This window comes from Winogradskyella ouciana, assembly GCF_965284585.1.
GTDB classification, from domain to species: Bacteria; Bacteroidota; Bacteroidia; order Flavobacteriales; family Flavobacteriaceae; genus Winogradskyella; species Winogradskyella ouciana.
Window position 1 is genome coordinate 2634373 of sequence record NZ_OZ260095.1, and the last position, 26992, is coordinate 2661364.

Sequence of the window (26992 nt, forward strand, 5' to 3'; positions counted from 1 at the left end):
ATTGCTATGCCAAAAGAAAATCAACTCATTAAATTCACTAAAAAAGGTATTTTTTGCCCACAAGGTAAATTCTATTTAGACCCATGGTTTCCTGTGGATTATGCGATAATTTCCCATGGTCACGCAGACCACGCACGATGGGGAATGAAACGCTATTTATGTCAGCACGATTCTAAAGCCATTCTCCAGCATCGCATAGGTGCAGATATAAACATTGAAAGTTTGGGTTATGAAGATCCAATAACTATCAATGGGGTTAAAGTGAGTTTTCATCCTGCTGGTCATGTCATTGGTTCTGCACAAATACGGTTGGAATATAAAGGCTATGTAGTTGTTTTTACTGGTGATTACAAAACTCAACCTGACTACATTTCAGCACCATACGAACCGGTCAAATGCCACACGTTTATTACCGAAAGCACCTTCGGTTTACCGATATACAATTGGAAATCAGAAAAAGAATTACAAAATGACTTGCAGAACTGGGTAAAAACAAATCAAGCTAATAATAGAACCTCAGTGTTTTTAGGGTATTCCTTAGGAAAAGCACAGCGTTTAATGTCCTTACTCGATGGCTGCGACGAAATTTATGTACATAGAGCCATTAAAAATTTAAATGAAGCCATAGAAGGTTCAGGAATAGACTTGCCAGAAACAAAATTGTGGTCGGCAGATTTGGACAAGAAAACCCTTCAAAATAAAATAATCATCGCACCACCAGCATTATTGGGTTCTCGGATGTTAAAACGTGTACCAAATGCAGCAACAGCAATATGTTCAGGTTGGATGCAAATTCGTGGTAATCGTCGTTGGCAAGCTGTTGATGCAGGATTTGCAGTTAGCGACCATGCAGATTGGAATGGTTTGATTGCAGCAGTTAAAGCCACAGAAGCCGAACAAGTTTATGTCACTCACGGTTCTCAAGCAATATTTTCAAAATATCTAAATGAAATAGGAATAAAAGCCGATGAGCTAAAAACCGAATACGGTGATGAGCAAATGGCTCAAGCTGAAAAGGAAACTGAAAAAGCTGAAACCGAATGAAACAGTTTTCTGAACTCATAAGTGCTATAGAAATCACTAACAAAACCAATGCAAAAATTGATGCATTGGTCAATTATTTTGAGACCGCACCAGACAAAGATAAACTGTGGCTAATCGCACTATTCACAGGAAAACGTCCATCACGTCCTGTAAAAACAGCATTGATGAAACAATGGTGCATGGAAATTACAGAACTGCCCGAATGGTTATTTCTGGAAAGCTATAGCACAGTTGGTGATTTGGGCGAAACTATTGCACTTTTATTGCCGCTACCAACGCATCAGCTCGATTTGACTTTGAGCGAATGGATGAAGGAACTCAAAGCGTTAAAACCGAAATCTGAAGGGGATAAAAAAGCATTTGTTCTCGAGGCATGGTCGGGTTTAGAGCAGCAAGAACGTCTTATTTTCAACAAATTGATTGGTGGTAGTTTCAGAATTGGTGTTTCCAAAAAAACATTGGTAAATGCTTTGGCAAAACTTACAGGTATTGATGCCAATCAACTGATGCACAGTATTATTGGAAATTGGGATATTGATTCTATTTCCTTTGAAGAATTAATAAAAGGCACCCACATCAACTATGATAATTCCAAACCTTATCCATTCTGTTTGGCTTATGCTTTGGAAAAGGAATTGCCAGAATTAGGTGAACCTAACGATTGGATTGTTGAGCAAAAATGGGATGGTATACGAGGACAAATCGTAAAACGAAATAACGAAATTTTTATATGGTCTCGTGGTGAAGAATTAGTCACACAACAATTTCCTGAATTGGTCGAAGTGATTTCAAATTTTAGTGATGACTTTGTGATCGATGGTGAAATATTGGCCATGAAAGATAATGCAGTACTGTTATTCAACGACTTGCAAAAACGCTTGAATCGTAAAAATGTCACAAAAAAATTGCTGGAAGAAGTTCCTATTGGTTTTTATGCTTACGATATTATGGAATTTAATGGCGATGATATCAGGGAGACACCATTTGCTGAGAGACGAAAAATATTGGAAAGAATTTTTAATTCAGTTGCGTTACCTGCACAACTTAAATTATCTTTTATTGTTGATTTCAATGAGTGGAATGACTTACATGCCATTAGAGATAATTCAAGAGCCATAAACAGTGAAGGTTTAATGCTAAAACAGAAAGCCTCTCCATACCACACAGGGCGAAAAAAAGGAGATTGGTGGAAATGGAAGGTTGACCCATTGACGATTGATGCCGTAATGATTTATGCGCAAAAGGGTAGTGGAAGACGAAGTTCAAAATATACGGATTATACATTTGCCGTAAAAAAAGATGACGCTTTAGTAACCGTAGCAAAAGCGTATTCAGGATTAACGGATAAAGAAATTACAGAAATTTCACGTTGGGTCAATAAAAATGCCATTGAAAAATTTGGACCAGTTAGAACCGTAAAACCAGAATTGGTGTTCGAAATCGCATTTGAAGGTATTGCGCTCAGCAATCGTCATAAATCTGGTGTAGCTTTGCGTTTCCCAAGAATTTCGCGCTGGCGAAAAGATAAGCCTGTGGAAGAAATTGATACCATAGAAAACGTGAAACAACTCATTACAGCACCTTGAGCAAATTCAACGAGAGCATAGGATTACAGATTATCCACAATTGGATGGCAGGGAAAGGGCAAGCGCCTTTTCCGTTTCAAACGCAAACCTGGCAGCGTTATGCCAATGGCTACAGCGGCATGGTAGTGGCACCAACAGGTTTTGGGAAAACGTTTTCAGTTTTTTTAGCTGTAGTTATCGATTACTTAAATCATCCAGATAAATATCCTAAAGGATTAAAATTGTTGTGGATTAGTCCGTTACGTTCATTAGCAAAAGACCTAGCAAAAGCCATGACCGAAGCCGTTGATGAAATTGGTTTGGATTGGTCTGTACAAGTTCGAAATGGTGACACACCAACAAATATTCGAAGAAAACAGGAACGTTTAATGCCAGATGTATTGCTTACCACACCCGAAACCATGCATTTGCTGTTCTCACAAAAGAAGAATTCGAGATGGTTTAAAAATGTAAGATGTGTTGCTATTGATGAGTGGCACGAATTGCTAGGTAATAAAAGAGGTGTGCTTACTGAGTTAGCATTGTCGCAAATACGAAGCTATTCACCGAAAGTTCAAATTTGGGGAATTACAGCGACGATAGGTAATCTTGAGGAAGCGAAAAGTGTACTTCTCCCTTGCCCCAATCTAAAAGTCACTCAAATAAAAGCAAAACAAAAAAAGAAAATTGATATTGTTTCGGTCTTGCCACATGAAATAGAAGTGTTGCCTTGGGCAGGTCATCTCGGTGCCAAAATGGTGGATAAGATTATACCAATTATTGAAAACAACACTACAACCTTAATATTTACAAATACTCGCGGCCAATCAGAATTGTGGTATCAATTATTACTTAATGCCAACCCGGAATTGGCTGGATTGTTAGCTATTCATCATGGATCAATCGATAAGAAACTGAGGAATTGGATTGAGGATAGCATTTCTAACGGCTATTTAAAAGCTGTGGTCTGTACGTCTTCTCTCGATTTGGGTGTGGATTTTAAGCCTGTGGATTGTGTGATTCAAATTGGTTCTGCTAAAGGCATAGCACGTTTTATGCAACGCGCTGGTCGCAGTGGTCATTCGCCATATGAGCGTTCCAAAATTTATTTTATTCCTACACATTCTTTGGAATTGGTGGAAGTTTCGGCATTAAAGGAAGCCGTAAAACAAAATAAAATCGAAACCCGCGATCCAATGGTAATGACGTTTGACGTGTTGATTCAGTTTATGGTAACCAACGCTGTGGGTATGGGATTTGATTCTGAAAAGCTATTTATTCAAATAAAAGAAACGCATGCATTTAGTTACATCACTAAAGATGAATGGCAATGGTGCTTACAGTTTGTCACTAAAGGCGGAAAAACACTGAGTTCTTATGAGGAATTTCATAAAGTAATTAAAGATGAAGATGGTCTTTACAGAGTAAAAAGCCGACGCATTAGTATGCTGCATCGTATGAATATTGGTGCTATTGTTAGTGAAGTGATGCTAATGGTCAAATTCTTTTCTGGTGGCTATATTGGTATGATTGAAGAGTTCTTTATTTCGAAACTAAAGCCTGGTGATAATTTTATTTTGGCAGGCCGAGTTCTGGAATTAGCACAAATTAAAGATATGACTGTTTTGGTACGTCGCAGTAAAGCGAAAAAAGCCGTGACGCCAAGTTGGTTGGGTGGTCGCTTGCCTTTGACGTCTCACCTGAGTCACTTTATGCGGTTAAAATTATCGGATGCGCTTGAACCTGGACGATTAGAAAAAGAACTTCGATTCTTGAACCCGCTTTTATCACGTCAAGATAATCATTCCCATATACCAAAAGATGATGAGTTTTTAGTTGAAATGATTGAAACACGAGATGGTCATCATTTGTTTATGTATCCGTTTGAAGGCAGATTGGTGCATGAGGTCTTTTCGGCATTGATGGCATACAGAATCAGTAAATTAAAGCCATTAACCTTTACAATTGCGATGAATGATTATGGTTTTGAATTATTAAGCGACCAACCGATTCCAGTGACCGAAGCCAATATTTCAAAATTACTAAGCAAGGAAAATCTAATGGATGATGTGATTGCGAGTATTAACGCGTCAGAAATGGCATCTCGAAAATTTAGGGATATAGCAGTAATAGCTGGTTTGGTAGTACAATCACAACCAGGCGCTCGAAAAAATAATAAAAGTCTGCAATCATCTTCAGGATTAATATTTAGAGTTTTGGAAGATTATGAACCTGAAAATTTGTTATTGAAACAAGCCTATACGGAAGTGTTCAACCAACAATTAGAAGAAGTACGTTTACAAGCTGCTTTTGAGCGTATTTCAAAGAGCAAAATCATTTTGAAACATGCCAAATCTTTTACACCTTTGAGCTTCCCGCTTAAAGTTGATAGTCTGCGAGGGACAATGAGCAACGAGAGTTTGGATAAACGAATTCAGCGTATTAAAGCACAAGCATTTAAGATTGATTGAGTTGTCATTTCGAGCATAGTGAGAAATCTCATAATTTTTTATTCTACTCAGTGAGGATGCAATGTCTCACATACGTTCGACATGACTAAATTACTTGGTTATTAAGAGTTTTCCATTTAGGATTAAATGTTGTAATCAATTTATTTTTCTTTTCACGACGCCATTTTTTCAATTCTTTTTCTCTTGAAATAGCTTCTCTCGGGTATTCAAATCCTTCGTAATATACCAAATAGATACAATTATATTTACCAGCAAACGATTTTCTAGAATTCTGACTGTCAAAGAAATGCTGATCTAATCTTCTTTGAATGTTATTTGTTATTCCGATGTATAGTGTGGTCCTGTAAGGATTTGTTGTTATGTACACAAAGTGATTATAAAGCATCCATAAATATAAATAAAAGCTTGAAGTCATTTCGAGCAAAGCGAGAAATCACATAATTTTGAGATTTGAATGGAGCTATATGTGGGATGTCTCACGAAAGTTCGACATGACTAAAATTGTGAAACTAAAAATCATTACCGAAAATATTACTGTTAAAGCTGAAACATTGACACTCACCAATCAACGCGCCATCTTTTGGAAAAGTGAAAACGCGCTAATTCTATCCGATGTACATATCGGCAAAACGGCACACTTTAGAAAACATGGTATACCCATGCCTGATGGTGTGCTTCAGAACGATTTAGAACGTTTGAAACAACTGGTTCTTTATTTTAACGCTCAAAAACTCTTGATTGTTGGTGATTTATTTCACGCGGAGGCTAACGTAGATATGGACACTTTTCAATTATGGCTAAATCAGTTTGAAGATTTACAAATCGTTCTGATTAAAGGAAACCACGATAGACTTTCAAAAAACATAGTTTCAAAGTTTGATTTTGAGATTGAAAAAGAATTGGAAATTTCACCTTTCACCTTTGTGCATGAGCATTTAAAAAAGCATTCAGAACAATTTACGATTTCAGGTCATACCCATCCTGGTGTACGCATAAAAGGCAAGGGCAAACAATTTTTAAAATTACCCTGTTTTCAAGTGAGTGGACATCAAATTATATTGCCTGCATTTAGCTTATTTACCGGGTTGAACACGCACTCTCAGCCAAAAGACTCAGTTTGTTATGCTTTTACAGAAACAGCTATTTTTAAGTTGTAGGTCATTTCGAAATAAGCTAAGCGATTGAGAAATCTCTCACGTTAGAATTCAAAGTTTCATTTGTGATGTCTCACTTTTGTTCGACATGACTTTGCTACTTGATTTATGCTTTTGAGCACACCAAGATAATTTTATTGTTTGTTAAGTCTGTGGTGAAAAACAAATAAATAGTTCCACCATCCTTCACTTTTAATTTTTTACGAATGTCCGCAACAGATAGCGGAAAATTCCGAGTAGTGATATTGGCTTTTTGGATTTTTAATTTAGAAAAAGCCTTGTTATTAAAAGGAATAACATTTTCAATATTAAAACGTCTTCCGGGAAAATCAATTAATGTTTCAGAAGTATATAAATGCGAATGTTTATGAAGTTTTTTTACTCCCAAATTAGAACTAACCGAATTAAATGCTCCAGCTTTTAAAATGGCTGCATTTGGCTCGTACAAATAATTAGAAGGTCGGGTGTATTCAACTTTTGCAGTAGATTCTTCTTCATAATAGAAGTCAAAAGTTTGTTGATTTTCTTTTTGAATATTGACGGTTTTGATTAAAACGGATCCAGAATAGTTGCGTTCTAATATCCATAATAATTCTTTCACTTCCTTATTTACTGCAACGACGTGAATTTCCTTGACGTTACTTATTTCTAAAAGTGTGGCAGAAATATCCAATAAAGGCGATGTTTTTATCATCACGTTTTCTGCATATTTTAAAAATAACCCCTGATACGTTTTAACGTTTGGCGTACAATCCGTTATTAAAAACACCTTGTTTTTGGAATTGTCCCGTCTGGAAGGATCGATGTAAATCCAATCGAACTGCTTGTCCAATTTTTTTAAGGTTTCAATTCCATTTTCATTTCTACATTCAGCATTTGAAACTTTTAATTGCTCAAAATTATGTGCTGTTATATCAGATAAATGTGTATTGATTTCACAATGGATCACATTTTCAACTTGCTTTGAAAAGTAATAAGTATCCACACCAAAGCCACCTGTAAGATCGATTAAACTTTTGCCAGAAACCAAATTAGCTTTGTATTTTGCTGTTATTTCTGAAGAGGTTTGCTCAATATTAAGTTTGTTGGGATAATAGATATTTTCAGTTTTAAACCAGGTTGGCAACTTTTTTTCTGAACGTTTTTTTGCTTCAATCTGTTCAATAACCAGTTTGGCATCAATACCTTCAAATGGTAAACCTTTCAACAATAAACTGGAAACATCTGAATTGATATGTGAATTTATAAATTCCTGTACTTCAATATTTAAAATAGCCTTGTTCAAACTATAGCTATAATCCTTTGGTAAGTTTATTCACTACTTTGTATTCTGACAAAAATTCTTTTAAAATAACCTTAATGGCTGTATAAGCTGGTATGGCTACTATCATACCCACAACACCGAATAAAATTCCAGCAATAATAATTATAAGGAAAATTTCTAACGGATGCGATTTTACACTTTTAGAGAATATAAACGGTTGGCTGAAAAAATTATCAATCAGCTGTGCCGCGATAAAGCCTATCATTACATAAGTAGTTTTAGGTAAAATCACCAAGCTAAAGCTTTCGCCTAGGTTACTAGACATACTTAGCAAAAGCATTAAAAAACCACTAACCAAAGGGCCAACATATGGCACTAGGTTTATTAAAGCGCATAAAAACGCTATAACAACTGCATTGTCAATACCAAAAATCAATAGCACAATGGTATAGATTACAAATAGAATAAAAATCTGAAGAATAAGACCCACAAAATAACGTGACAATAGGTCTTTAATTTTTGTGAATGAGCGCTTAGATCGCATTTCGTTGCCCTTAGGAACAAAGGTCATAATACCGTCTTCAAATAACCTACTGTCTTTTAAAAAGAAGAAGGAAATAAACAGAACAGAAAACAGACCAATACTAAAACTGCCCAATCCGCTAATTAGACCATTGAAGAAATTTGGAATCAATGAAAAATCTAGCTTAGACAGTAAGTTAGAGTCCTTAATAGATTGTTCTACGTCAATATTGTTGAACTCAAAATAGGTTACGATTTGCTGATAAAGGTTTTCAACATTGCTCTCTAGTTGTTGAAGGTTTAGTAACGATAATTTTTGTCCTTGATCCGCAATTAGAGGAATAAACATACCAATGAGTCCAATCAACAACCCAATAAAAAAGACCATGGTAACTACAACGGCAATAGTATTGTTGAACTTCAATTTACGTCTCAAAAACAAGACAATAGGTCTTCCGATGAGCGAAATCACAGCTGCAATCGCTATATAAACTATAACAACTTGAATTTTATAAAGAAAGAATAAAATCAGGGCAATGGCCAGCAATATGCCTAAAGCTCTTAAAATACCATTTGCGATGATTTTTGAATTCATTAGTTTTAATTTACTCAAAGATGCTGAAATAAATTCAGCAAGACAAATTTAAAGATTGAGTTGCTTTGTTAATTCGTAAAGCGCAATGCTTGTGGCTTGTACTACATTCATACTACTATTGTTCCCGTACATATTGATATGTAAAATAGCGTCACACAGCTTTATTACATGTTCTGAAATTCCAAAATTTTCATCACCTAATACTAATACAATAGATTGGTTGGTTTCTAATGTAAACTGACTGAGTTCAGTACTGCTTTCAGTGATTTCTAAAGCGATTATAAAATGGTTTGTTGCTTTAAAGTTTTTAATAACCTCATTAATATTCGCTTCAATGCTATGATTCACATATTTTTCTGTAGAGCGTGATGTTTTGGTCATGCGCTTTCCTAAAGGAATATTATCTCCACAGAATATAATTTGCTCAATACCAAAAGCATCGGCTGTACGGAATAGACTCCCAATATTTGGTGCGTTGGTAATGTTGTCACATACCAAAGTAATGGGATGTTTTACTTTTTTAAAGTTGGAAGTGTAATGGGTGAGTTGCATTTTAAGTAGTCAGTGTTGAAGTCTAGCTTCTAGTTTTCCTCTCTAAAGTCTCAATTCAGTTTTCAAAAGCGTACTTCACAATATTAGCTCCCATTTTCAGCGCTTTTTCGCGTACGTCTTCAGGGTCGTTATGGACTTCTTGGTCTTCCCAACCGTCACCTAAATCACTTTCAAAAGTAAATAAGAGCACAAGTCTGCCTTCATGAAAAATCCCGAAAGCCTGTGGTGATTTGCCATCGTGCTCATGGATTTTTGGTAAACCGTTTGGGAAATCAAAGGCAGTATTAAAAATAGCGTGATCCTTTGGTATTTCTCTCAATTCATTATTAGGAAAAACTTTTTTAAGCTCTTTTGTAATGTAAGGTTCCATACCGTAGTTGTCATCGATATGAAGAAAACCACCTGAGATGAGATAATTTCTTAGGTTTTCGGCATCATCATCGTCAAAAAACACATTGCCATGACCTGTCATATGCAACAGCGGAAATTGATAAATATCAGTACTACCAACTTCTACTGTTTGTATGTTTTCATTGATATTGGTGTCAATATTATCATTGCAATATTTTACCAAATTTGGTAGTGCTGTTGGGTTGCTATACCAATCGCCACCACCTTTGTATTTTAGTACTGCAACATCTTGGGAAAAAAGTTGGGAAGTAAAAAGTATTACAAATAAAGCGATTAAGTTTCTCATAAATTATCTATTTACAAAAGCTATGGAATGGCAAGCTGTAATTGCGGCTGTTTCAGTCCGTAAGCGCGTGTCACCCAAAGTTACTGGAATATAATTAGCTGCCAAAGCCATTTCAATTTCCTTAACACTAAAATCTCCTTCTGGCCCAATTAAAAGGATACAGTCCTCATCTGTTTTCAACTCTGATTTCAAAGATTTTTTGTCAGTTTCCTCGCAATGCGCAATAAATTTTTGACCTGAAAATTCTTGATTTACAAAATCCTGAAATGACATTGGAGCATTGAGCTTTGGCAAATAACATTGAAGAGATTGCTTCATAGCGGATTGAATGATTCTTTCAAAACGCTCTAGTTTTACAACCTTACGTTCACTATTATCACAGATAATCGGTGTGATTTCTTCAATACCAATTTCAGTGGCTTTTTCTAAAAACCATTCGTAGCGGTCGTTCATTTTGGTTGGTGCTACGGCCAGATGCAAGTGAAAATTCCGTTTGGGTTGTAAACTTTTTGAAGTAATATCCACATAACAATGCTTTGCGTCTGCTGAAATTAACTCAGCTTCAAACAGCCAACCTTTTCCATTGGTAATGTGCAATTGGTCTCCAACTTTTTTACGAAGCACTTTTACAATATGTCGGCTTTCGTCTTTATCGAAACTAAATAGACTATCGTTTTCAGATATATTTGGGTTGTAGAATAATTGCATTAATCGGTAGCTTCGGTATATTTTAAAACGGTAATCTCTTCGATAGGTTTGGCATCGTAAGTTTTAAGTACAATATAATACCATTTGCCTTCTTCAATGTCTAAGGTAAAGATATCATTGGTATTATGATTCTTTATAGCTTCTTCAAATTCTGGGTGCATTTTCCCTTCAGGAAACCATCCTAAATCACCACCACGATTGGCACTTATGTCCATGGAGTGTAGTTTTGCCAAAGCGTCAAATCTATAGCCTTGTTTGTATTGTGCCATAATTTTTGCTCTCTTTTTATTGATGTTCTCCAGGCTCATTTTATTACCGTCAAAATAGATATAGCTGGCTCTGTAGTGTAGCACCGTTTCTTTGTCAATAATTTTATAATAGGTGGTTTTATCCTCGCTTTTAACAACTTTTTTGGCACCTTTTGAGAGTTTAAAAAGGTCGTCTGCCAATCGTGTTTTGTGCTTTTCTTTATTGAAGGTATAGAGCTTACTCTTATTGGCTTTTTTATGGGTTTTGGCAAATGTTTTTGCTTCTTCCGTAGTGCTTATGGAATCTAATTCTTGTTCTAATGAGTCTTGAGAAAAACCTAAAAAAGGTATTAATAAAAATAGAAAGAAAAGTTGCTTCATGTTATATAGAGATTGATTGTACCACAAAACAAATAAAATTTAAAGTGAAATTGAGCTATAGTGATTTAGCTTATCAACAGATGTTTTAACAATTTAGTTTTTTGATTTGGTGAATAAATTTTTTATTTGGATTTTCAAGAATACTAAAAACGAAAATATTAAGGTTCGCTCTATAAACATTAATAGCAATAATAATGACGTTTTATACCAGATGGCATACCAGATGGCATCAATTTTTAAAAAATCTGATGTCCCATAATCTCTATGAATTGATGAAATTATTATTATATAACGCTCAAGATTTGCACCATTAAAAAAGTGAACAATTAATATTAACAAGATTAATGTAAAGTTGTAAAATCCTTTATTGTAAAATTTCTTTAACCATAAAAGGTGAATTAAAAGAATAACAATAAAAGGCCTTAAAAACATATACCAATATGCCCATGCATAAGTGCCTGTAGCTCGATTTTCTACTAAAGAATAATCATAATGACTGATATAATGAAGAATAAGATATAAAGCATAGAGAATAGCGATGAATCTGACTAGGTGAATGGAATGTTTAAAAAAAAGCCTAGTTAGTGTAATCCTAACCCTTGTTTTAAATAAATGAATGAAGTATAATGTAAAAACTGTAAAACAAAACCCATAAATAAGGGTTTCAAATATTAGTATAAAAATATCATCATTCATATCTTCAACCGAGCCGTAGCCATTACATCAAAATCGGCAAAATCCTTTTCCAGATACTTTAAATAGCCAACAATAGCAATCATAGCAGCATTGTCTGTGGTGTATTCAAATTTTGGAATGTATGTGGTCCAACCATGTTTTTTTTCGGCATCTTTTAAGGCTTTTCTTATTCCAGAGTTGGCAGATACACCACCACCTATGGCAATGTGCTTTATGCCAGTTTGCTTTACGGCAAGCTTTAATTTATCCATTAAAATACCAATGATGGTGTATTGGATGGATGCGCAAATATCATTCAGGTTTTCTTCAACAAAATTAGGATTGGCTTTCGTTTCGCGCTGCACAAAATAGAGGATTCCGGTTTTTAATCCTGAGAAGCTAAAATTTAAGCCATCAACTTTTGGTTTGGTAAACTTATAGGCTTTTGGGTTTCCGAGTTGTGCTCTTCTGTCAATTTCTGGACCAGCAGGATAGCCTAAGCCTAAAACTTTTCCGCTTTTATCGTAAGCTTCTCCAACCGCATCATCAATGGTTTCTCCCAAGACTTCCATTTCAAAATGGTTGGTCACTTTTACTATTTGTGTATGGCCTCCAGAAATGGTCATGGCCAAAAAGGGAAAAGGTGGTTTGTTGTGATTATCCTCAGCAATAAAATGTGCTAAAATATGCGCTTGCATGTGGTTAACGTCTATCAATGGAATATCCAAACCATAAGCCAAGGATTTTGCAAAGGAAGTACCCACAAGAAGCGAACCCATTAAACCAGGTCCACGAGTAAAGGCAATAGCACTTAATTGGTCTTTAGAAATTCCTGCCTTTTCTAGCGCTTGATGCACAACTGGGACAATGTTCTGTTGATGTGCTCTCGATGCTAATTCTGGCACCACACCACCATATTCTGCATGTATTTTTTGGTCTGCAACAACATTGCTTAAAATTCTGTCGTTACATAGTACAGCAGCCGATGTATCATCGCAAGAAGATTCAATACCAAGGATATAAATATTTTCTTTTTCCATAGTCGATATTAGGCACAATAATTGTTAATTTTACCAGATAAGGTAAAACATTGTACAATACGGCATTTTGTGTGGTACAAATGTAGTGAAGATTTCATCAATTCATAAGCGTAAATTCTATCAAAAGAGTACTCAAAATAATAGGAAAAATAGTGGGCATATTTTTGTTGCTGTTTCTTATTATTTTTCTAATTCTGGGAATTCCTGCCGTACAGACTAAACTGGGTCAATATGTAACGGATAGGCTCAACGAGGATTATAAAACAGATATCAATGTTGGTCGCGTTGGACTTCAACTCAATGGAGATGTAGAATTAAAGGAAATACTTATAAGAGATTATAAAAAGGATACGCTCTTTAGCATTGGTGAGCTCAACACATCGATTATCAGTTTCAGGAACCTTTATAACAACAAATTGAATTTTGGAGACATAGACATTCAAAATTTGATATTTAACCTAAGAACTTACGAAGGTGCAACGGATACAAACTTGGATGTTTTCGTGGCAAAGTTTGATGATGACAATCCACGAAAGGAAAAAAGTGAATTTTTGTTTTCATCGAGTGATGTATCTATAGAAAATGGTGTATTTAGACTTATTGATGATAATAGAGAAATTCCTAAAATATTAGAGTTTACAGAACTCAATGCCAATACAACTAATTTTTTGATTGATGGGCCAAATGTTAGCTCACGTATCAATACCTTCAATTTTAACCATAGCCAAGGCGTTAGGGTAGAAAATCTTACAGCAGATTTTGAATATACTCTAAGCCATATGAACTTTGGTAATCTTGATATTAAAACTAAAGGTTCGCAATTAAAAGGGGATTTAAGGTTTGGTTATAAGCGGGAGGATTTAAAGGATTTTACAAATAAGGTAAATGTTGATGCGAGTTTTAGGGATTCAAAAATCAATTTAACAGAATTAAATGCATTTTTTGATGAGTTTGGGGTTAATCAAAGTGCAAGTTTCAATGCTCATTTAACAGGCACTTTAAATAATCTAACAGCCAATAATCTTAATACCAGCACCACACGTAATACAAGAATTATAGGTGACGTCACTTTTAAAAATCTTTTTAGTAATAATGAAGAAGGTTTTACTATTGAGGGCGAGTTTCAAAATTTAGCCTCTAACTACAATGATTTAGTTGCCTTGCTTCCAAATATATTAGGGCGATCCATGCCTACTTTTCTTTCTAAGGTTGGAAATTTTAAAATAGTGGGAAAATCTTATGTTACTGCAAAGCAAATTGATGCAGATATTACCATAGATACCGATTTGGGTTTTATCGATTCAAATCTTAAACTTACAGAGATTAATGATATTGATAATGCTGTATATGTAGGTAATGTTGTATTTGATGAATTTGATATAGGTGCATTAATTGATGATCCGTCATTGAAAAAGGCTTCGTTAGATTTAGATGTAGACGGTAAAGGCTTTACAGTAGACAACCTAAGAACTGATGTAAAAGGCGATATTTTTAGTTTAGAATATAATGATTATGTATATCAAAATATAGTTGTGTCTGGTGATTTAGGTAATAAAGTATTTAATGGAGAGTTAAAAGCGGATGATGCCAATTTGCAACTAGAGTTTAATGGTTTGGCGGATTTCTCCCAAGAGCAAAAAAAATTCGACTTTAACGCTAATGTAGGCTACGCCAATTTAAAAACGCTGAATTTTGTAACTAGAGACAGTATATCAGAATTCAAAGGACTTGTAAATATGACCGCAACAGGCTCTACATTTGACAATGCCAGTGGAGCCATTAACATAACAAACACAACGTATAAAAATCAGGATAACACATATAACTTTCAGGATTTTGACATTGTATCTTCTTTTAATGGTAATGAACGTACGATTGCAATTAACTCTCCAGACATTATTAATGGAAATATAAAGGGGCAGTTTAAAACCAATGATATTTTGGATTTGGTTGAAAACTCCATAGGTAGTATATATACCAATTACATTCCCAATGAAGTAGAAGGTGGTCAGTATATAGACTTTAAATTCAATATATATTCTAAAATTGCCGCAGTCTTTTTTAAGGATCTAATATTAGGTAAAAACACGTTTATAGAGGGTAGGGTAGAAACAGACGAAAGAGGCTTTGAATTAACCTTTAATTCTCCCGAGATTAAATTTAGAGATTATTTTGCCAATAATATTAATGTATCAGTAGATAATAGTAATCCGTTGTACAATACTTTTATTGAAGTAGATAGTCTTGGAGCTGGAGTATATAATGCTTCAGATTTTACACTTATAAATGTTACTAAAAGAGACACTTTACTCGTTAAGACCGAATTTAAGGGTGGTAAGAACAATCAAGATGAATTTAATCTCAATCTATTTTATACCATTGATGAAGCCAACAAATCTATAGTTGGTTTTAGAAAATCTGATGTAAAGTTTAAAGGTTATGATTGGTTTGTTAATTCAGAAAAAAATAGCTTTAATAAAATACGTTTTGATAGGCAGTTTAAATCCTTTGATATTTTTCCAATAACCATAAATCAGGGTAATGAGGAGATAGAGCTTTCGGGTATTATTAATGATAAAGCCAATAAAAATATAAGAGTAGATTTTAAGGATGTACAATTGGTTAAGATTACGCCTCGTATAGATAGTCTTTCATTGAGAGGTATAGTAAATGGTAAACTAGATATTGTTCAGAATAATGGAGTGTATCTTCCTAAGTCAGATGTAGAGATAAGCAGTCTTTTTGTAAATGATTACGACCTAGGGAATTTAACAGCAAGTATAGAGGGCAATAACTCAATTACAGATTATAATGTAGATGTGTCTCTTGTAAATGATAACTTAACATCGCTATTGGCAAAAGGAACAATCGATGTCGCAGAACGCAACCCGAGAATAAACTTAGATGTCACTTTTGAAGAGTTTTTACTAGACCCACTAAATCCACTCGGAGAAGGTGTTATAAGTAATATAAGAGGTCTTGTTTCTGGTAATGCAAAAGTCACAGGTAGCTTAAGACAACCAAGTATAGATGGAGAATTATTGCTTGATAGAGCAGGCCTTTCCATTCCGTATCTTAATGTAGATTACGGATTTGATTTCGATTCTAAAGTCTCACTTCGTAATCAGCAGTTTATTTTTAATAATGTTGCCATGACCGATTCTGAGTACTTTTCTAAAGGTACGCTCAACGGCTATATTGAACACAATAATTTTTCTGATTGGAAATTAGGTTTAAGGCTAGAAACGGATAGACTTCTGGTGTTAAACACAGAAGAGTCTGAAGATGAGCTCTATTACGGAACAGCTTTTGTTTCTGGGAATGCAGCCATAAAAGGGCCAACAGATCAATTGGTTATTGATGTTGACGGAAGCACAGCACCTGGCACTGTGTTTAATATTCCCTTAAATGATTCTGAAAGTTTTGGTGATAACTCATTTATTCATTTTTTAAGTCCAGAAGAAAAGAAAGCTAGAATTAACGGCGAAGTTACCGAAGCTATAGAGGTTAAAGGACTAGAGCTTAATTTTGATTTAAATGTAAATCAGAATGCAACAATAGAAATAGTAATTGATGAGGAGTCTGGTAGCACTATAAGGGGTAAAGGCGAAGGTAACCTGGTGTTCTTAATCAACACTAACGGTACCTTCAATATGTGGGGAGATTTCTCAGTATTTGAAGGGGTTTATAATTTTAGATATCGTGGTTTAGTAGAAAAAAGATTTGATGTAGAACAAGGAGGGAATATTGTTTGGGAAGGTGACCCAATGAAGGCGCAAATAGATATTAAAGCTGTTTACCAAGGCTCGGCAAACCCATCGGTATTATTAGACAATCCAATAAATCAAAGCATTCCTGTTGAGGTTGAAATTCATCTTACGGGTCAATTGGAACAACCAGACCCACAATTCGATTTTAGGTTTCCAACAGTAACCTCTACGGTAAAATCTGAGTTAGATTACAGGTTAGCTTCTAAGGATGAGCGCGATAACCAAGCATTAATATTCTTGGCAACAGGAAGTTTTGCAAGCGGTGTAAATGATGTCAATTTTTCTGGTACTATAGCAGAACGTCTCAGTGGTATTGTCAATAATTTATTGGGAGGTGATAATGAGGATTTACGTGTTGGTGTAGACTTAGAGCTTGGTCAAGATACGCCAGAACTGCAAACCAATAGTAGAGTGGGTTTAACATTGCAAACTAAAATATCAGACAGAATTTTGGTAAATGGAAAAGTTGGTGTTCCTTTTGGTAGCGCAGCACAGACAACCATAACAGGAGACGTACAGATTGATTGGTTACTTAATGATGAGGGTACACTACGAGCAAAAGTATTTAATAGAGAGAACACTATTAGAAACTTTGGTGAAGAAATAGGCTATACCCAAGGTGTCGGGTTATCGTATAATGTAGAATTCGATACTTTTAAAGAGTTCATAGATATTATATTTTCCGGAAAAAACAAAAAGGATAAAAAGGCAAAAAAAGAAGAAGAAAAAAAGAACAAGGAAGAGGATTCTATGATGCCAGAATATATGTCCATGAAGAAAAAAGAAGACAAAAACTAAGTCCTAAACTACACTTTCCTGCTTTTTATTAAAATACTTATTAACGAAAACGTTTGAATTAGTTTTCGCTCTGTTTTTTTATCATAATAGCCGCTTTTTTGTTTGCATTGTTTCTTAATTTTACTTTCAAAAGAAATACGTTAATGTCAAATTCAATTAAAAAAATAGGAGTAATGACATCTGGAGGTGATTCTCCAGGAATGAATGCAGCCATTAGATCTGTGGTAAGGGCATGTGCTTATCATAAAATTGAATGCTATGGAATCTATAGAGGTTATGAAGGAATGATTGATGGAGATTTTGTGCAAATGGATGCGCGTAGCGTTAAAGGAATTATTAATAAAGGAGGCACTATCTTAAAGTCTGCAAGATCACAAACATTCAGAACAAAAGAAGGAAGAGCCAAAGCGCATGAGCAATTAAAAAAAGCAAACATAGATGCTTTAGTGGTGATTGGTGGTGATGGAAGCTTTACAGGCGCCATGATTTTTAACCAAGAATTCAACTTTCCTGTAATGGGAATTCCGGGTACTATAGATAACGATATTTTTGGTACTACGCATACTTTGGGTTATGATACCGCGCTTAATACGGTTGTAGAAGCTATAGATAAAATTAGAGATACGGCAAGTTCGCATAACAGATTATTTTTTGTTGAGGTGATGGGAAGAGATGTTGGCCACATAGCACTTAATGTTGGTGTTGGTGCTGGTGCTGAAGAAATTCTTATTCCTGAAGAAGATTTAGGATTGGACAGACTTTTAGAATCCCTAAGACGCAGTAAACAATCAGGAAAGTCTTCGAGTATAGTTGTTGTGGCTGAAGGTGATAAAATCGGTAAAAATGTATTTCAGCTAAAAGATTATGTAGAAGAAAATTTATCTGAATATGAGGTAAGAGTTTCTGTACTTGGCCACATGCAACGTGGTGGTTCACCATCGTGTTTCGATAGGGTTTTGGCAAGTAGAATGGGAGTAAGAGCTGTTGAAAGTCTTTTGGCTGGAGAAAGTAATTATATGGTAGGTCTTAAAAATGACCTCATACAGTTAACACCATTTGACCAAGCGGTAAAAGGAAAATCAAAAATTAATATGGAACTCTTAAGAGTTTCGGATATAATGACAGTTTAACAATAGAAAAATTAATTAATAGTAAGATATATGTCAAATTTAAAATTAGGAATCAACGGTTTTGGTAGAATAGGTAGAATTGTATTTAGAGCTACTGTAAACCGTGATGATGTGGATGTTGTTGCAATAAATGACTTATTGGACGTGGAGCATTTAGCATATTTATTAAAGTATGATTCCGTACATGGAAGATTCGATGGAGAAGTTGAAGTAAAAGACGGAAATTTGGTAGTTGATGGTAAATCAATTCGTGTAACTGCAGAGCGCGATCCTAAAAATTTAAAATGGGATGAAGCTGGTGCTGATATCGTAGCTGAGTGCACAGGTATTTTTACAACTTTAGAAACTGCTCAATACCATATAGATGGTGGTGCAAAAAAAGTTGTTATTTCTGCACCTAGTAAGGATGCACCAATGTTTGTTATGGGTGTGAATGACAATGAACTTAACGCAAGTCATACCATTGTATCAAACGCATCTTGTACTACAAACTGTCTAGCGCCTTTAGCTAAAGTTATAGAAGATAATTTTGGTATAGAAGAAGCATTAATGACCACAATACATGCTACTACATCTACTCAATATACTGTAGATTCACCTTCTAAAAAGAATTATAGGTTAGGACGTAGCGCTCTTAATAATATTATCCCAACTTCTACAGGTGCTGCAAAAGCAGTAGGCAAAGTAATTCCTGAGTTAGATGGTAAATTAACAGGTATGGCGTTTAGAGTGCCTACAGCAGACGTTTCTGTTGTGGATTTAACTGTTAAGACCAAAAATGAAACATCATTAAAGGAGATTAAAGCTGCTGTCAAAAAAGCGGCTGAGGGTTCTATGAATGGTGTTGTAGGTTATACTGAGGATGCCGTTGTTTCTCAAGATTTTGTAAGTGAGGTAAGAACAAGTGTTTTTGATGCTGACTCTGCGATAGAACTCAACTCTACGTTCTTTAAACTTGTAGCTTGGTACGATAATGAGTTTGGTTATTCAAATAAGTTAGTCGATTTAGCTCAGAAAATCAATAGTTTATAAAATGAATTTGAAATTCTGTAGAAGTTTGAACATCTCTTTTTCTACGGAATTTTGATATAAGAAAGCATATGATTTTAATTACTGACGGTGGATCTACTAAGTGCGATTGGATTGCTATAGATAAGAATGGAAAACAAGCAGCCGATAAAATAAGGACTAAGGGATTAAACCCTGCCATTATTGAAGAAAAAAAGCTCAGAAAAACCATTAGGAAGAATAAAGAGCTCATGGCTCTAGTTTCTGAAGTAACGCACATCTTTTTTTATGGTGCAGGTTGCGGAACCGAAAAGCCTCGTCTATTACTAAAGTCTGTTTTAGAAGATTATTTTCCTCAATCTCTAGTTGAGGTTAGGGAAGATACATACGCTGCCGTTAGAGCTTGTATTAATGCTAAAGACGAAGCCGCAGTGGTGTGTATTATGGGTACTGGTTCTAATTGTAGTTACTTTGATGGAAAACAATTGCACCAACGTGTAGATAGTTTGGGTTATACTCTTATGGATGATGCCAGTGGTAATTATTTTGGCAAACAACTCATAAGAGATTACTATTTCAACAAAATGCCAGAAGTAATTAAGTTGGCTTTTGAACACAAGCATAACTTAGATGCAGACTTTATTAAGTACAACCTGTATAAGCAAGCCAACCCAAGTGCTTATTTGGCAGACCATGCAGAGTTTATGTTTTTGAACAAAGATTCTGATTATGTTGTCAATCTAATAAAAAAGGGAGTTCGTCTTTTTACCGAAAACATGATACTTCAATTTAAGGATGAATTAAAGAAGGGGGTTCCTGTTCATTTTGCGGGCTCCATAGCTTTTTTCTCTAAAAATGAAATTGAAGAAGTTGCAGAAGAGTACGGTTTTAAAGTTGGGAATTTTGTTAGAAGACCTATTGAAGGACTCGTAGATTATCATGTTAAGAATTTATAGTGTTTAATAAGCTGTTAATAAATCTTAATGGTGCTATTGTAAAACTTATTATTTGGTTATATCTTTGTGCAGCAATAAAAAATGAAACGCAATTATGTTCGAATTTGATCAGTATTTAGGATTTTTAGCATTTTTAACCATATTAACTATTGGGTTTTGGTTAATGATTTTCCTTTTAACTTTTGTTATCCCTTACTGGGTATTTGGTTCGGCTATAGAGCGTTTTAAGGAAATTAGAGAAGAGAAGAAAGCAAAGCGTGAAAGTGTTTCACACTAAACATAACTACATATAAATTTAAGAGCGCAATTAGCGCTCTTTTTTTATGCTCAAAAATTAGGTAATTTAGTGAGCTAAATATCAACTTATGAAATTCCTATTCGTCTTCATTTTACTTTTTTCAATAAATCTCGATGCCCAGCAAATATTACCAGAGCGTCAACGCGCTGAAGTAGTAGATGATATTTTGAAGGATAGATTTGATAATCTATTGCCAAAATTGATGGATGACACGGGTTTTGATATGTGGATTTTAATTTCTAGAGAATACAATGAAGATCCAGTTCTTAAGACCATGTTGCCTGCAACATGGCTTAACGCAAGACGAAGAACAATTTTAGTGTTTTACAGAGACAAAGAGAACAATACAATTGAGAAATTAGCTGTGGCACGTTATGATTTTGGTGAGAATATTATTTCTGCTTGGGACAAAGAAAAGGAACCGAACCAATGGAAACGATTGATTGAAATTATAGAAGAACGCAATTCTAAATCAATCGGATTAAATTATTCCGATCATTTTAACATTGCTGACGGATTGGTAAAAACAGATTATGAAGCGTTTATGGCTCATTTGCCAGAACAATATAAAGCTAATGTGAAGTCAGCAGAGCAACTCGCTATCGGTTGGATTGAAACCCGAACCGAAACCGAAATGGTGATTTACAACCAGTTGGTAGATATTACCCATAATATTATTGCAGAAGCATTTTCAGAAAAAGTCATTACACCCGGAATTACGACTACAACAGATGTGGAGTGGTGGATGCGCGATAAGGTAACTGCTTTGGGCTTAGAAACATGGTTTCACCCAACAGTAGATGTACAGCGCACAGCAGAAGAATTAGGGAACCATCTCTATGCGTTTTCAAACCGACCAGAAGATATGGTTATTCTTCCTGGTGATTTATTGCATTGCGATTTTGGAATCACCTATTTAAGGTTGAATACTGACTGCCAAGAATTGGCTTATGTCTTAAAACCCAATGAAACTGAACCACCAAAATTTTTGATTGATGCGTTGAAAGACGGAAACCGAGTTCAAGATATATTTACCTCAAATTTTGAAACAGGAAAAACAGGTAATGTTGTCTTAAAAGAATCCTTAGATGAAGCAAAAGCTGAAGGTTTAAGACCTGCAATTTACACACATCCTTTGGGAACTTACGGTCATTCATCTGGTACCACTTTAGGGATGTGGGATTCACAAGGTGGTGTTCCTGTTAATGGAGATTATCCGTTGCATGAAAACACAGTATATGCCATAGAGCTAAATACAACAGTTACAATACCAGAATGGAAACGAGACATCAGAATTATGCTAGAAGAAGCAGGATTTTGGGGAAAAGATGGTTTTAGATATGTTAATGGAAGACAGACTAAATTATTAACTGTTCCTAGAGTTAAAGAACACTTAGGGATTAAAATTAATCTGGATGAATAAAGCGACCAGCTGGCAATCCTTTTCTTAAATTCTCTTTACATTGTCTATGTTGGGCTTCAAATGTCTTTAGACTAGTTCCTTTACAAATGCCGTAAGAATAATGGTATCTTAAAATCTCTAAATCTATGGCTGTTAAATGTTTACTGTCAGAATAACAATTTGCTACATAATTATCACAATCTAAATCGTCTTGTAGATAGAACCAACCTAGAGTTCCAAAAAATAATTCTCTAATCTTTTGAGTTGTTAATTTTTCTGAAAACATACGACTTTTTACAATTCTTAAATAACCACGTTCAATTTGATTTTTTCCATTCCATGAGATCCAATAATCAGATTTTTTTTTATTCTTTATCTCATTAAGATATTCGTAATCGGTATCATAGTAAATGACATAGTTAGAATCTTCTATTTTTTTAACTTTACTGATTTTAAGGCTATCTACTTCTTCATCTATTTTTTGAGCAAACTCCATAACATCACGTATAACCGATTTAGACATATTTTCTGAGAAATAGATTCTAATATCATCTTTCCAATATTTCATTGGTTTTGTATTGGATGAATCTTTATGTATGGGCTGAAATGCAATCTTCTTATACAATTCTAAAAAAGTAGAATCTTTATATTCATAAGGTACAGCAACACCTTTTGGAGATATAAAACGATCAACTCTTATCAATGTATCTCCATTTTTAATTATAAACCCTAAAGAGTCACTTGGCTTATATTTTTCCTTAAAATGATCTTTCGGTACTAAATAACGCTTTTGGATATTTTTTTCTTGACTATAAATAAATAGTGTTATTATAAAGTAGGTTAACGATAGGTATATTTTTTTACTGTTCATTTTTACAGATGGATTTAGCTTTATTATTAAATTCTATTAAATCGGGTCTGGTAAAAGGTCTGGGGTATATTTTAAAATAGTGTGATCTCAATAAATTGATGTCAAATTCTGATAATTTATTGGAATTGAAGTATTTAGGGTGTAATAAACTTTCAGTGGGTAATGATTTTCTTGATACAAATGGACCTAAGCTCATGAAAAACATTTGTTTTAATTTTTTGAGCGATAACTCCTCATTGTTTAAAACACTCTCATCTATTAATAGAGTTCCGCTATAAAACTTGTTATTATTATCTGAGATAAGATTATAAGTCGCCTTGCTATATGGACTTAACTCATCAAAATCCTTACTGTCAGTTTTAAAATTTGGAATAAGCGTGTCTGAAACTTTTATTACATAATTAGAATCATCTAAGGATTTTGAAAATGATAACTCAAAATTATTTACACTGTCAATTTGTTTAAAGAAAGTGATAAAGTTTTTCTTTAATTTTCTGGGAATATTCTTATCAATGAATACAATTATTTTACTATTCCATTGTTTAGTTTCAGCTAGTTTTCTATTCTTAGGTAATTCAAATTGTATAGCGTTGATGAGGTCTCTTATAGATTCGTTTTTATTGAAATATTTACAAAATTTCTCAACATCTTTAATTTCAACTTTACCTCTTAAGTTTACTAATGTATCCTTATCTAAGATTATATGATCTCTAATTTTATCCTTTGATTCTTTATCTAACGATTTAATTGAAACATAATCCTTCTTTTCGTCAAAGTCTAATACAAGATTTGATTGTGAAAAAGATAGTTGGTATACTAATGTTGTTATAATTAAAACGAGAATTTTTTGCATTCCTAAATATATAAAAAAGTAAGAATTATAACACTTTTTTTGAATGCCTATAAAACAAATAAGAAGCCAATAACCCTACAAGGGTAAATATGCCCATAATACCAAAAGCATGTTGCAAGCCAACAGCACCGGGATTATCATCCAAGAAAAAGCCCATCAACAAACCAGCGAAAATATCTGGTGTATAGCCAACAACCGAAATAAAACCAACTGCAGTTCCTGTGACTGCTAAAGGAATTTTCGCTTCTTCAAGTGTAGCAAAGTATAATACTCTTGCAGAATACACACCAATTGCCATGGTACCGATTGATAATACAAACAGTAGAGTGGTACTATCATCTATAATCCCAAGATAAAATATAAGGCTTGTTATGGTCATTAATAAAAATCCTATGATTATCCATAACGAAGCTCTTGTTCTGTCAGCAAGTAAACCGATAACGACACCAATTACTGGTCGCATATATAAAAGAGACGTTCCAACTTTTGCAGCTTCAATTTTATTGTAATTCATAACTTGTTCAGCATACTTACTAAATAGATCAGTCATTTTGTATCCGTAATAGGCGCAAAGAATTATAATCATTAGTAGCCAAACCGCACGGTACTTCATTACGATTTTAAAATTCTCCATCGTCAGCAGTTTGGCATTATGCTCTAATTTAATATCCTCTTCTTCGTTAAACCTTAGTAAAAAGAAAACTATAAAACCTATCAGCATTACTGCGATTGAGGTATATCTAATGACTTCCTTAAACGCTACACGACGCTCTTCAATTGAGGTCAGCTCAATGTCTTTTGTGATAAACAGAGAGAATATTACTACTCCAGCGGAGCCAAAAAGTGCGGCAACCAATCCGCGACCACCATCTAAAAATCCAAATGCTATGCCTTGTTTGTTTGAGCCTCCCCAAATTCTGGTCGCTTTTATCATTGCTGCCCAAAACAAGAAAATAGTAGTGAAACCCCAAAATCCATAGAGGATATGAAGATTGACAAGGGTTGGGTAAGTTGACAAATAAAAGCCTCCTAAAGCAGTTAAAATTAATGCTACTGACATTAAAACATTCGGTTTGAATCTATCTGCCAACGGTCCGCCAAAAAGATATGATACCAATGCCACGGTTCCGTATGCTGCAAAACAACTACCTATTTGCGTATCGTTAATTGAAAAGGATTCTAAAAACGTAGTTCTAAAAATACGCTGTAATACAAACGGCAAAATAAAAACAGCCTCTGCTGCTAATATCAATAATAGTATTACATACAGAGGCTGTTTTTTGTTGGTGTCTTGCTGCATTTAAACCTGTAAAACTCCTAAATTGAAAGGTTTCTCGATAGGAGCGTGGTTGGCAGCTTCTATACCCATACTAATCCAGGTTCTTGTGTCCAAAGGATCAATTACACCGTCCGTCCACAATCTTGCTGCCGCATAATATGGTGAGACTTGGTTATCGTATCTCGATTTTATCTTATTGAATAGTTCTTCCTCTTTTTCCTTGGTAATAGTTTCACCTCTTTTTTTAAGTGAAGCCGTCTCAATTTGCAATAATACTTTTGCTGCGGAATTACCGCTCATCACAGCAAGTTCTGCACTTGGCCAAGCCACTATCAGTCTAGGGTCATACGCTTTTCCACACATGGCATAATTTCCGGCTCCATAACTATTGCCAATTACAATAGTGAATTTTGGAACCACAGAATTACTAACGGCATTAACCATTTTGGCTCCGTCTTTAATGATGCCTCCGTGTTCAGATTTACTTCCTACCATAAAGCCTGTAACATCCTGCAAGAAAACAAGAGGAATCTTTTTCTGATTGCAATTCGCTATAAAACGTGTGGCTTTATCTGCAGAATCATTATAAATCACTCCGCCAAATTGCATCTCACTTGGTTTAGTTTTGGCACCAGTGGTTTTTACTATATGACGTTGATTGGCAACAATTCCAACTGCCCAACCATCAATTCTAGCGTAAGCTGTAATAATGGTTTTACCATAACCTTCTTTGTATTCCTCAAATTCAGAGTTATCAACCAAACGCTTTATAATGTCTTTCATATCGTATTGGTCGGCTCTGCTCTTTGGAAGAATGCCATAAATATCTTCAGGATTTTCTTTAGGTTTTGCAGATTTTGAACGGTTATAGCCAGCCTTATCATAATCACCTATTTTATCCACTATGTTTTTAATAGTATCTAAAGCATCCTTATCATCTTTTGCTTTATAATCTGTAACACCCGAAATTTCGCAGTGTGTAGTCGCGCCACCTAAAGTTTCATTGTCTATAGTTTCACCAATGGCAGCTTTTACTAAATAGCTCCCAGCTAGGAAAATACTACCTGTTTTATCTACAATAAGTGCTTCATCACTCATTATTGGTAAATAAGCCCCACCAGCAACACAACTACCCATTACTGCAGCAATTTGAGTGATACCCATACTGCTCATCACAGCATTATTTCTAAAAATACGACCGAAATGTTCTTTGTCTGGGAAAATTTCATCTTGCATTGGCAGAAACACTCCAGCACTATCAACCAAATATATAATGGGTAATCGATTTTCAATAGCAATTTCCTGAGCTCTTAAGTTCTTTTTACCTGTAATAGGAAACCATGCTCCTGCTTTTACGGTGGCATCGTTGGCAACTACGATACATTGTTTACCTTTTACATATCCGATTTTTACAACAACTCCGCCAGATGGACAACCTCCATAATTTTCATACATGTCTTCACCAGCAAAGGCACCGATTTCAATGGACTTGGATTTGGGATCCAAAAGATAATCAATCCGCTCGCGAGCTGTCATTTTTCCTTTGCCATGATGTTTGGCGATACTTTTTTCGCCACCACCAAGTTTTACTTTGGCCAAGCGTTTTTTAAGATCAGAAAGTAGAAGTTTATTATGGTCTTCGTTCTTGTTGAATTTAATATCCATAGGCATTGCCCACACAAGTGGGTATCTATTTGTTGTAATTTTATTT

General features: G+C 34.7%; 22 protein-coding genes. 10 read left to right on the forward strand and 12 right to left on the reverse strand.

Annotated elements, in window-relative coordinates; all coding sequences use genetic code 11:
• Positions 1 to 6: 6 nt before the first annotated feature.
• From ACQ65V_RS11750 to ACQ65V_RS11760, 3 genes are read left to right on the forward strand one after another with little or no spacing between them, the layout of a single operon-like run.
• The gene (locus ACQ65V_RS11750; RefSeq protein ID WP_430468047.1) at positions 7 to 1044 is read left to right on the forward strand and encodes a ligase-associated DNA damage response exonuclease; all 1038 of its coding nucleotides are present in this window, start codon (positions 7 to 9) and stop codon (positions 1042 to 1044) included.
• Positions 1041 to 2630 carry an ATP-dependent DNA ligase gene (locus tag ACQ65V_RS11755; RefSeq protein WP_430468048.1) on the forward strand — a complete coding sequence of 530 codons (1590 nt, stop codon included), beginning with the start codon at positions 1041 to 1043 and terminating at the stop codon, positions 2628 to 2630. The genes ACQ65V_RS11750 and ACQ65V_RS11755 overlap by 4 nt, the downstream gene beginning before the upstream one ends.
• Positions 2627 to 5080 carry a ligase-associated DNA damage response DEXH box helicase gene (locus ACQ65V_RS11760; RefSeq protein ID WP_430468049.1) on the forward strand — a complete coding sequence of 818 codons (2454 nt, stop codon included), beginning with the start codon at positions 2627 to 2629 and terminating at the stop codon, positions 5078 to 5080. The genes ACQ65V_RS11755 and ACQ65V_RS11760 overlap by 4 nt, the downstream gene beginning before the upstream one ends.
• A gap of 85 nt (positions 5081 to 5165) precedes the next feature.
• On the opposite strand, the gene ACQ65V_RS11765 is transcribed toward ACQ65V_RS11760, so the two are convergent.
• Positions 5166 to 5447, reverse strand: a complete 282-nt coding sequence (locus tag ACQ65V_RS11765; RefSeq protein WP_317166960.1) for a GIY-YIG nuclease family protein — start codon at positions 5445 to 5447, stop codon at positions 5166 to 5168.
• A 136-nt stretch (positions 5448 to 5583) separates the two neighbouring features.
• On the opposite strand from ACQ65V_RS11765, the gene pdeM reads away from it, so the two are divergent.
• Positions 5584 to 6237, forward strand: coding sequence for a ligase-associated DNA damage response endonuclease PdeM (gene pdeM / locus ACQ65V_RS11770; RefSeq protein ID WP_430468050.1), 654 nt, complete (start codon positions 5584 to 5586; stop codon positions 6235 to 6237).
• A 103-nt stretch (positions 6238 to 6340) separates the two neighbouring features.
• Here the strand turns inward: pdeM and ACQ65V_RS11775 are convergent, their stop codons facing one another.
• The 7 genes from ACQ65V_RS11775 to tsaD form a co-directional block, all read right to left on the reverse strand.
• Complete coding sequence (locus tag ACQ65V_RS11775; protein WP_430468051.1) at positions 6341 to 7519, reverse strand: THUMP-like domain-containing protein; 1179 nt, start codon at positions 7517 to 7519, stop codon at positions 6341 to 6343.
• A gap of 7 nt (positions 7520 to 7526) precedes the next feature.
• Positions 7527 to 8615, reverse strand: a complete 1089-nt coding sequence (locus tag ACQ65V_RS11780; RefSeq protein ID WP_412561027.1) for an AI-2E family transporter — start codon at positions 8613 to 8615, stop codon at positions 7527 to 7529.
• Positions 8616 to 8663: 48 nt separating this feature from the next.
• Positions 8664 to 9167, reverse strand: coding sequence for a TrmH family RNA methyltransferase (locus tag ACQ65V_RS11785; protein ID WP_430468052.1), 504 nt, complete (start codon positions 9165 to 9167; stop codon positions 8664 to 8666).
• Positions 9168 to 9222: 55 nt separating this feature from the next.
• Positions 9223 to 9864 carry a DUF4159 domain-containing protein gene (locus tag ACQ65V_RS11790; protein ID WP_430468053.1) on the reverse strand — a complete coding sequence of 214 codons (642 nt, stop codon included), beginning with the start codon at positions 9862 to 9864 and terminating at the stop codon, positions 9223 to 9225.
• Between the two features lie 3 nt (positions 9865 to 9867).
• Positions 9868 to 10572 carry a 16S rRNA (uracil(1498)-N(3))-methyltransferase gene (locus tag ACQ65V_RS11795; protein WP_430468054.1) on the reverse strand — a complete coding sequence of 235 codons (705 nt, stop codon included), beginning with the start codon at positions 10570 to 10572 and terminating at the stop codon, positions 9868 to 9870.
• Positions 10572 to 11201, reverse strand: coding sequence for a peptidylprolyl isomerase (locus tag ACQ65V_RS11800; protein WP_430468055.1), 630 nt, complete (start codon positions 11199 to 11201; stop codon positions 10572 to 10574). Before ACQ65V_RS11800 ends, ACQ65V_RS11795 begins: the two co-directional genes overlap by 1 nt.
• A gap of 692 nt (positions 11202 to 11893) precedes the next feature.
• The gene (gene tsaD, locus ACQ65V_RS11805; RefSeq protein ID WP_430468056.1) at positions 11894 to 12916 is read right to left on the reverse strand and encodes a tRNA (adenosine(37)-N6)-threonylcarbamoyltransferase complex transferase subunit TsaD; all 1023 of its coding nucleotides are present in this window, start codon (positions 12914 to 12916) and stop codon (positions 11894 to 11896) included.
• Between the two features lie 152 nt (positions 12917 to 13068).
• Here tsaD and ACQ65V_RS11810 point away from each other — a divergent pair, with 152 nt between their 5' ends.
• The 6 genes from ACQ65V_RS11810 (at position 13069) to ACQ65V_RS11835 (ending at position 22299) form a co-directional block, all read left to right on the forward strand.
• Entirely contained in the window at positions 13069 to 17484 is a 4416-nt protein-coding gene (locus ACQ65V_RS11810; protein ID WP_430468057.1) for a translocation/assembly module TamB domain-containing protein, read from the forward strand.
• A 143-nt stretch (positions 17485 to 17627) separates the two neighbouring features.
• Entirely contained in the window at positions 17628 to 18614 is a 987-nt protein-coding gene (pfkA, locus tag ACQ65V_RS11815) for a 6-phosphofructokinase (protein ID WP_273292931.1), read from the forward strand.
• A gap of 30 nt (positions 18615 to 18644) precedes the next feature.
• Positions 18645 to 19646, forward strand: coding sequence for a type I glyceraldehyde-3-phosphate dehydrogenase (gene gap, locus ACQ65V_RS11820; protein ID WP_273292929.1), 1002 nt, complete (start codon positions 18645 to 18647; stop codon positions 19644 to 19646).
• A gap of 68 nt (positions 19647 to 19714) precedes the next feature.
• Positions 19715 to 20578, forward strand: a complete 864-nt coding sequence (locus ACQ65V_RS11825; RefSeq protein ID WP_430468058.1) for an N-acetylglucosamine kinase — start codon at positions 19715 to 19717, stop codon at positions 20576 to 20578.
• 94 nt (positions 20579 to 20672) lie between these two features.
• Complete coding sequence (locus ACQ65V_RS11830) at positions 20673 to 20855, forward strand: hypothetical protein (RefSeq protein ID WP_430468059.1); 183 nt, start codon at positions 20673 to 20675, stop codon at positions 20853 to 20855.
• Positions 20856 to 20943: 88 nt separating this feature from the next.
• The gene (locus tag ACQ65V_RS11835; protein WP_430468060.1) at positions 20944 to 22299 is read left to right on the forward strand and encodes a M24 family metallopeptidase; all 1356 of its coding nucleotides are present in this window, start codon (positions 20944 to 20946) and stop codon (positions 22297 to 22299) included.
• On the opposite strand, the gene ACQ65V_RS11840 is transcribed toward ACQ65V_RS11835, so the two are convergent.
• The 4 genes from ACQ65V_RS11840 to ACQ65V_RS11855 are packed head-to-tail and all read right to left on the reverse strand — an operon-like array spanning position 22283 to position 26946.
• Complete coding sequence (locus tag ACQ65V_RS11840; protein WP_430468061.1) at positions 22283 to 23149, reverse strand: hypothetical protein; 867 nt, start codon at positions 23147 to 23149, stop codon at positions 22283 to 22285. The genes ACQ65V_RS11835 and ACQ65V_RS11840 overlap by 17 nt on opposite strands.
• A complete protein-coding gene (locus tag ACQ65V_RS11845; protein ID WP_430468062.1) occupies positions 23139 to 24002 on the reverse strand; it encodes a hypothetical protein in 864 nt (287 codons plus the stop codon). Before ACQ65V_RS11845 ends, ACQ65V_RS11840 begins: the two co-directional genes overlap by 11 nt.
• A gap of 25 nt (positions 24003 to 24027) precedes the next feature.
• Positions 24028 to 25302, reverse strand: coding sequence for an MFS transporter (locus ACQ65V_RS11850; protein ID WP_430468063.1), 1275 nt, complete (start codon positions 25300 to 25302; stop codon positions 24028 to 24030).
• On the reverse strand, positions 25303 to 26946 hold the full coding sequence (locus ACQ65V_RS11855) for an acyl-CoA carboxylase subunit beta (RefSeq protein ID WP_155087689.1): 1644 nt from the start codon (positions 26944 to 26946) through the stop codon (positions 25303 to 25305).
• Between the last annotated feature and the right edge of the window lie 46 nt (positions 26947 to 26992).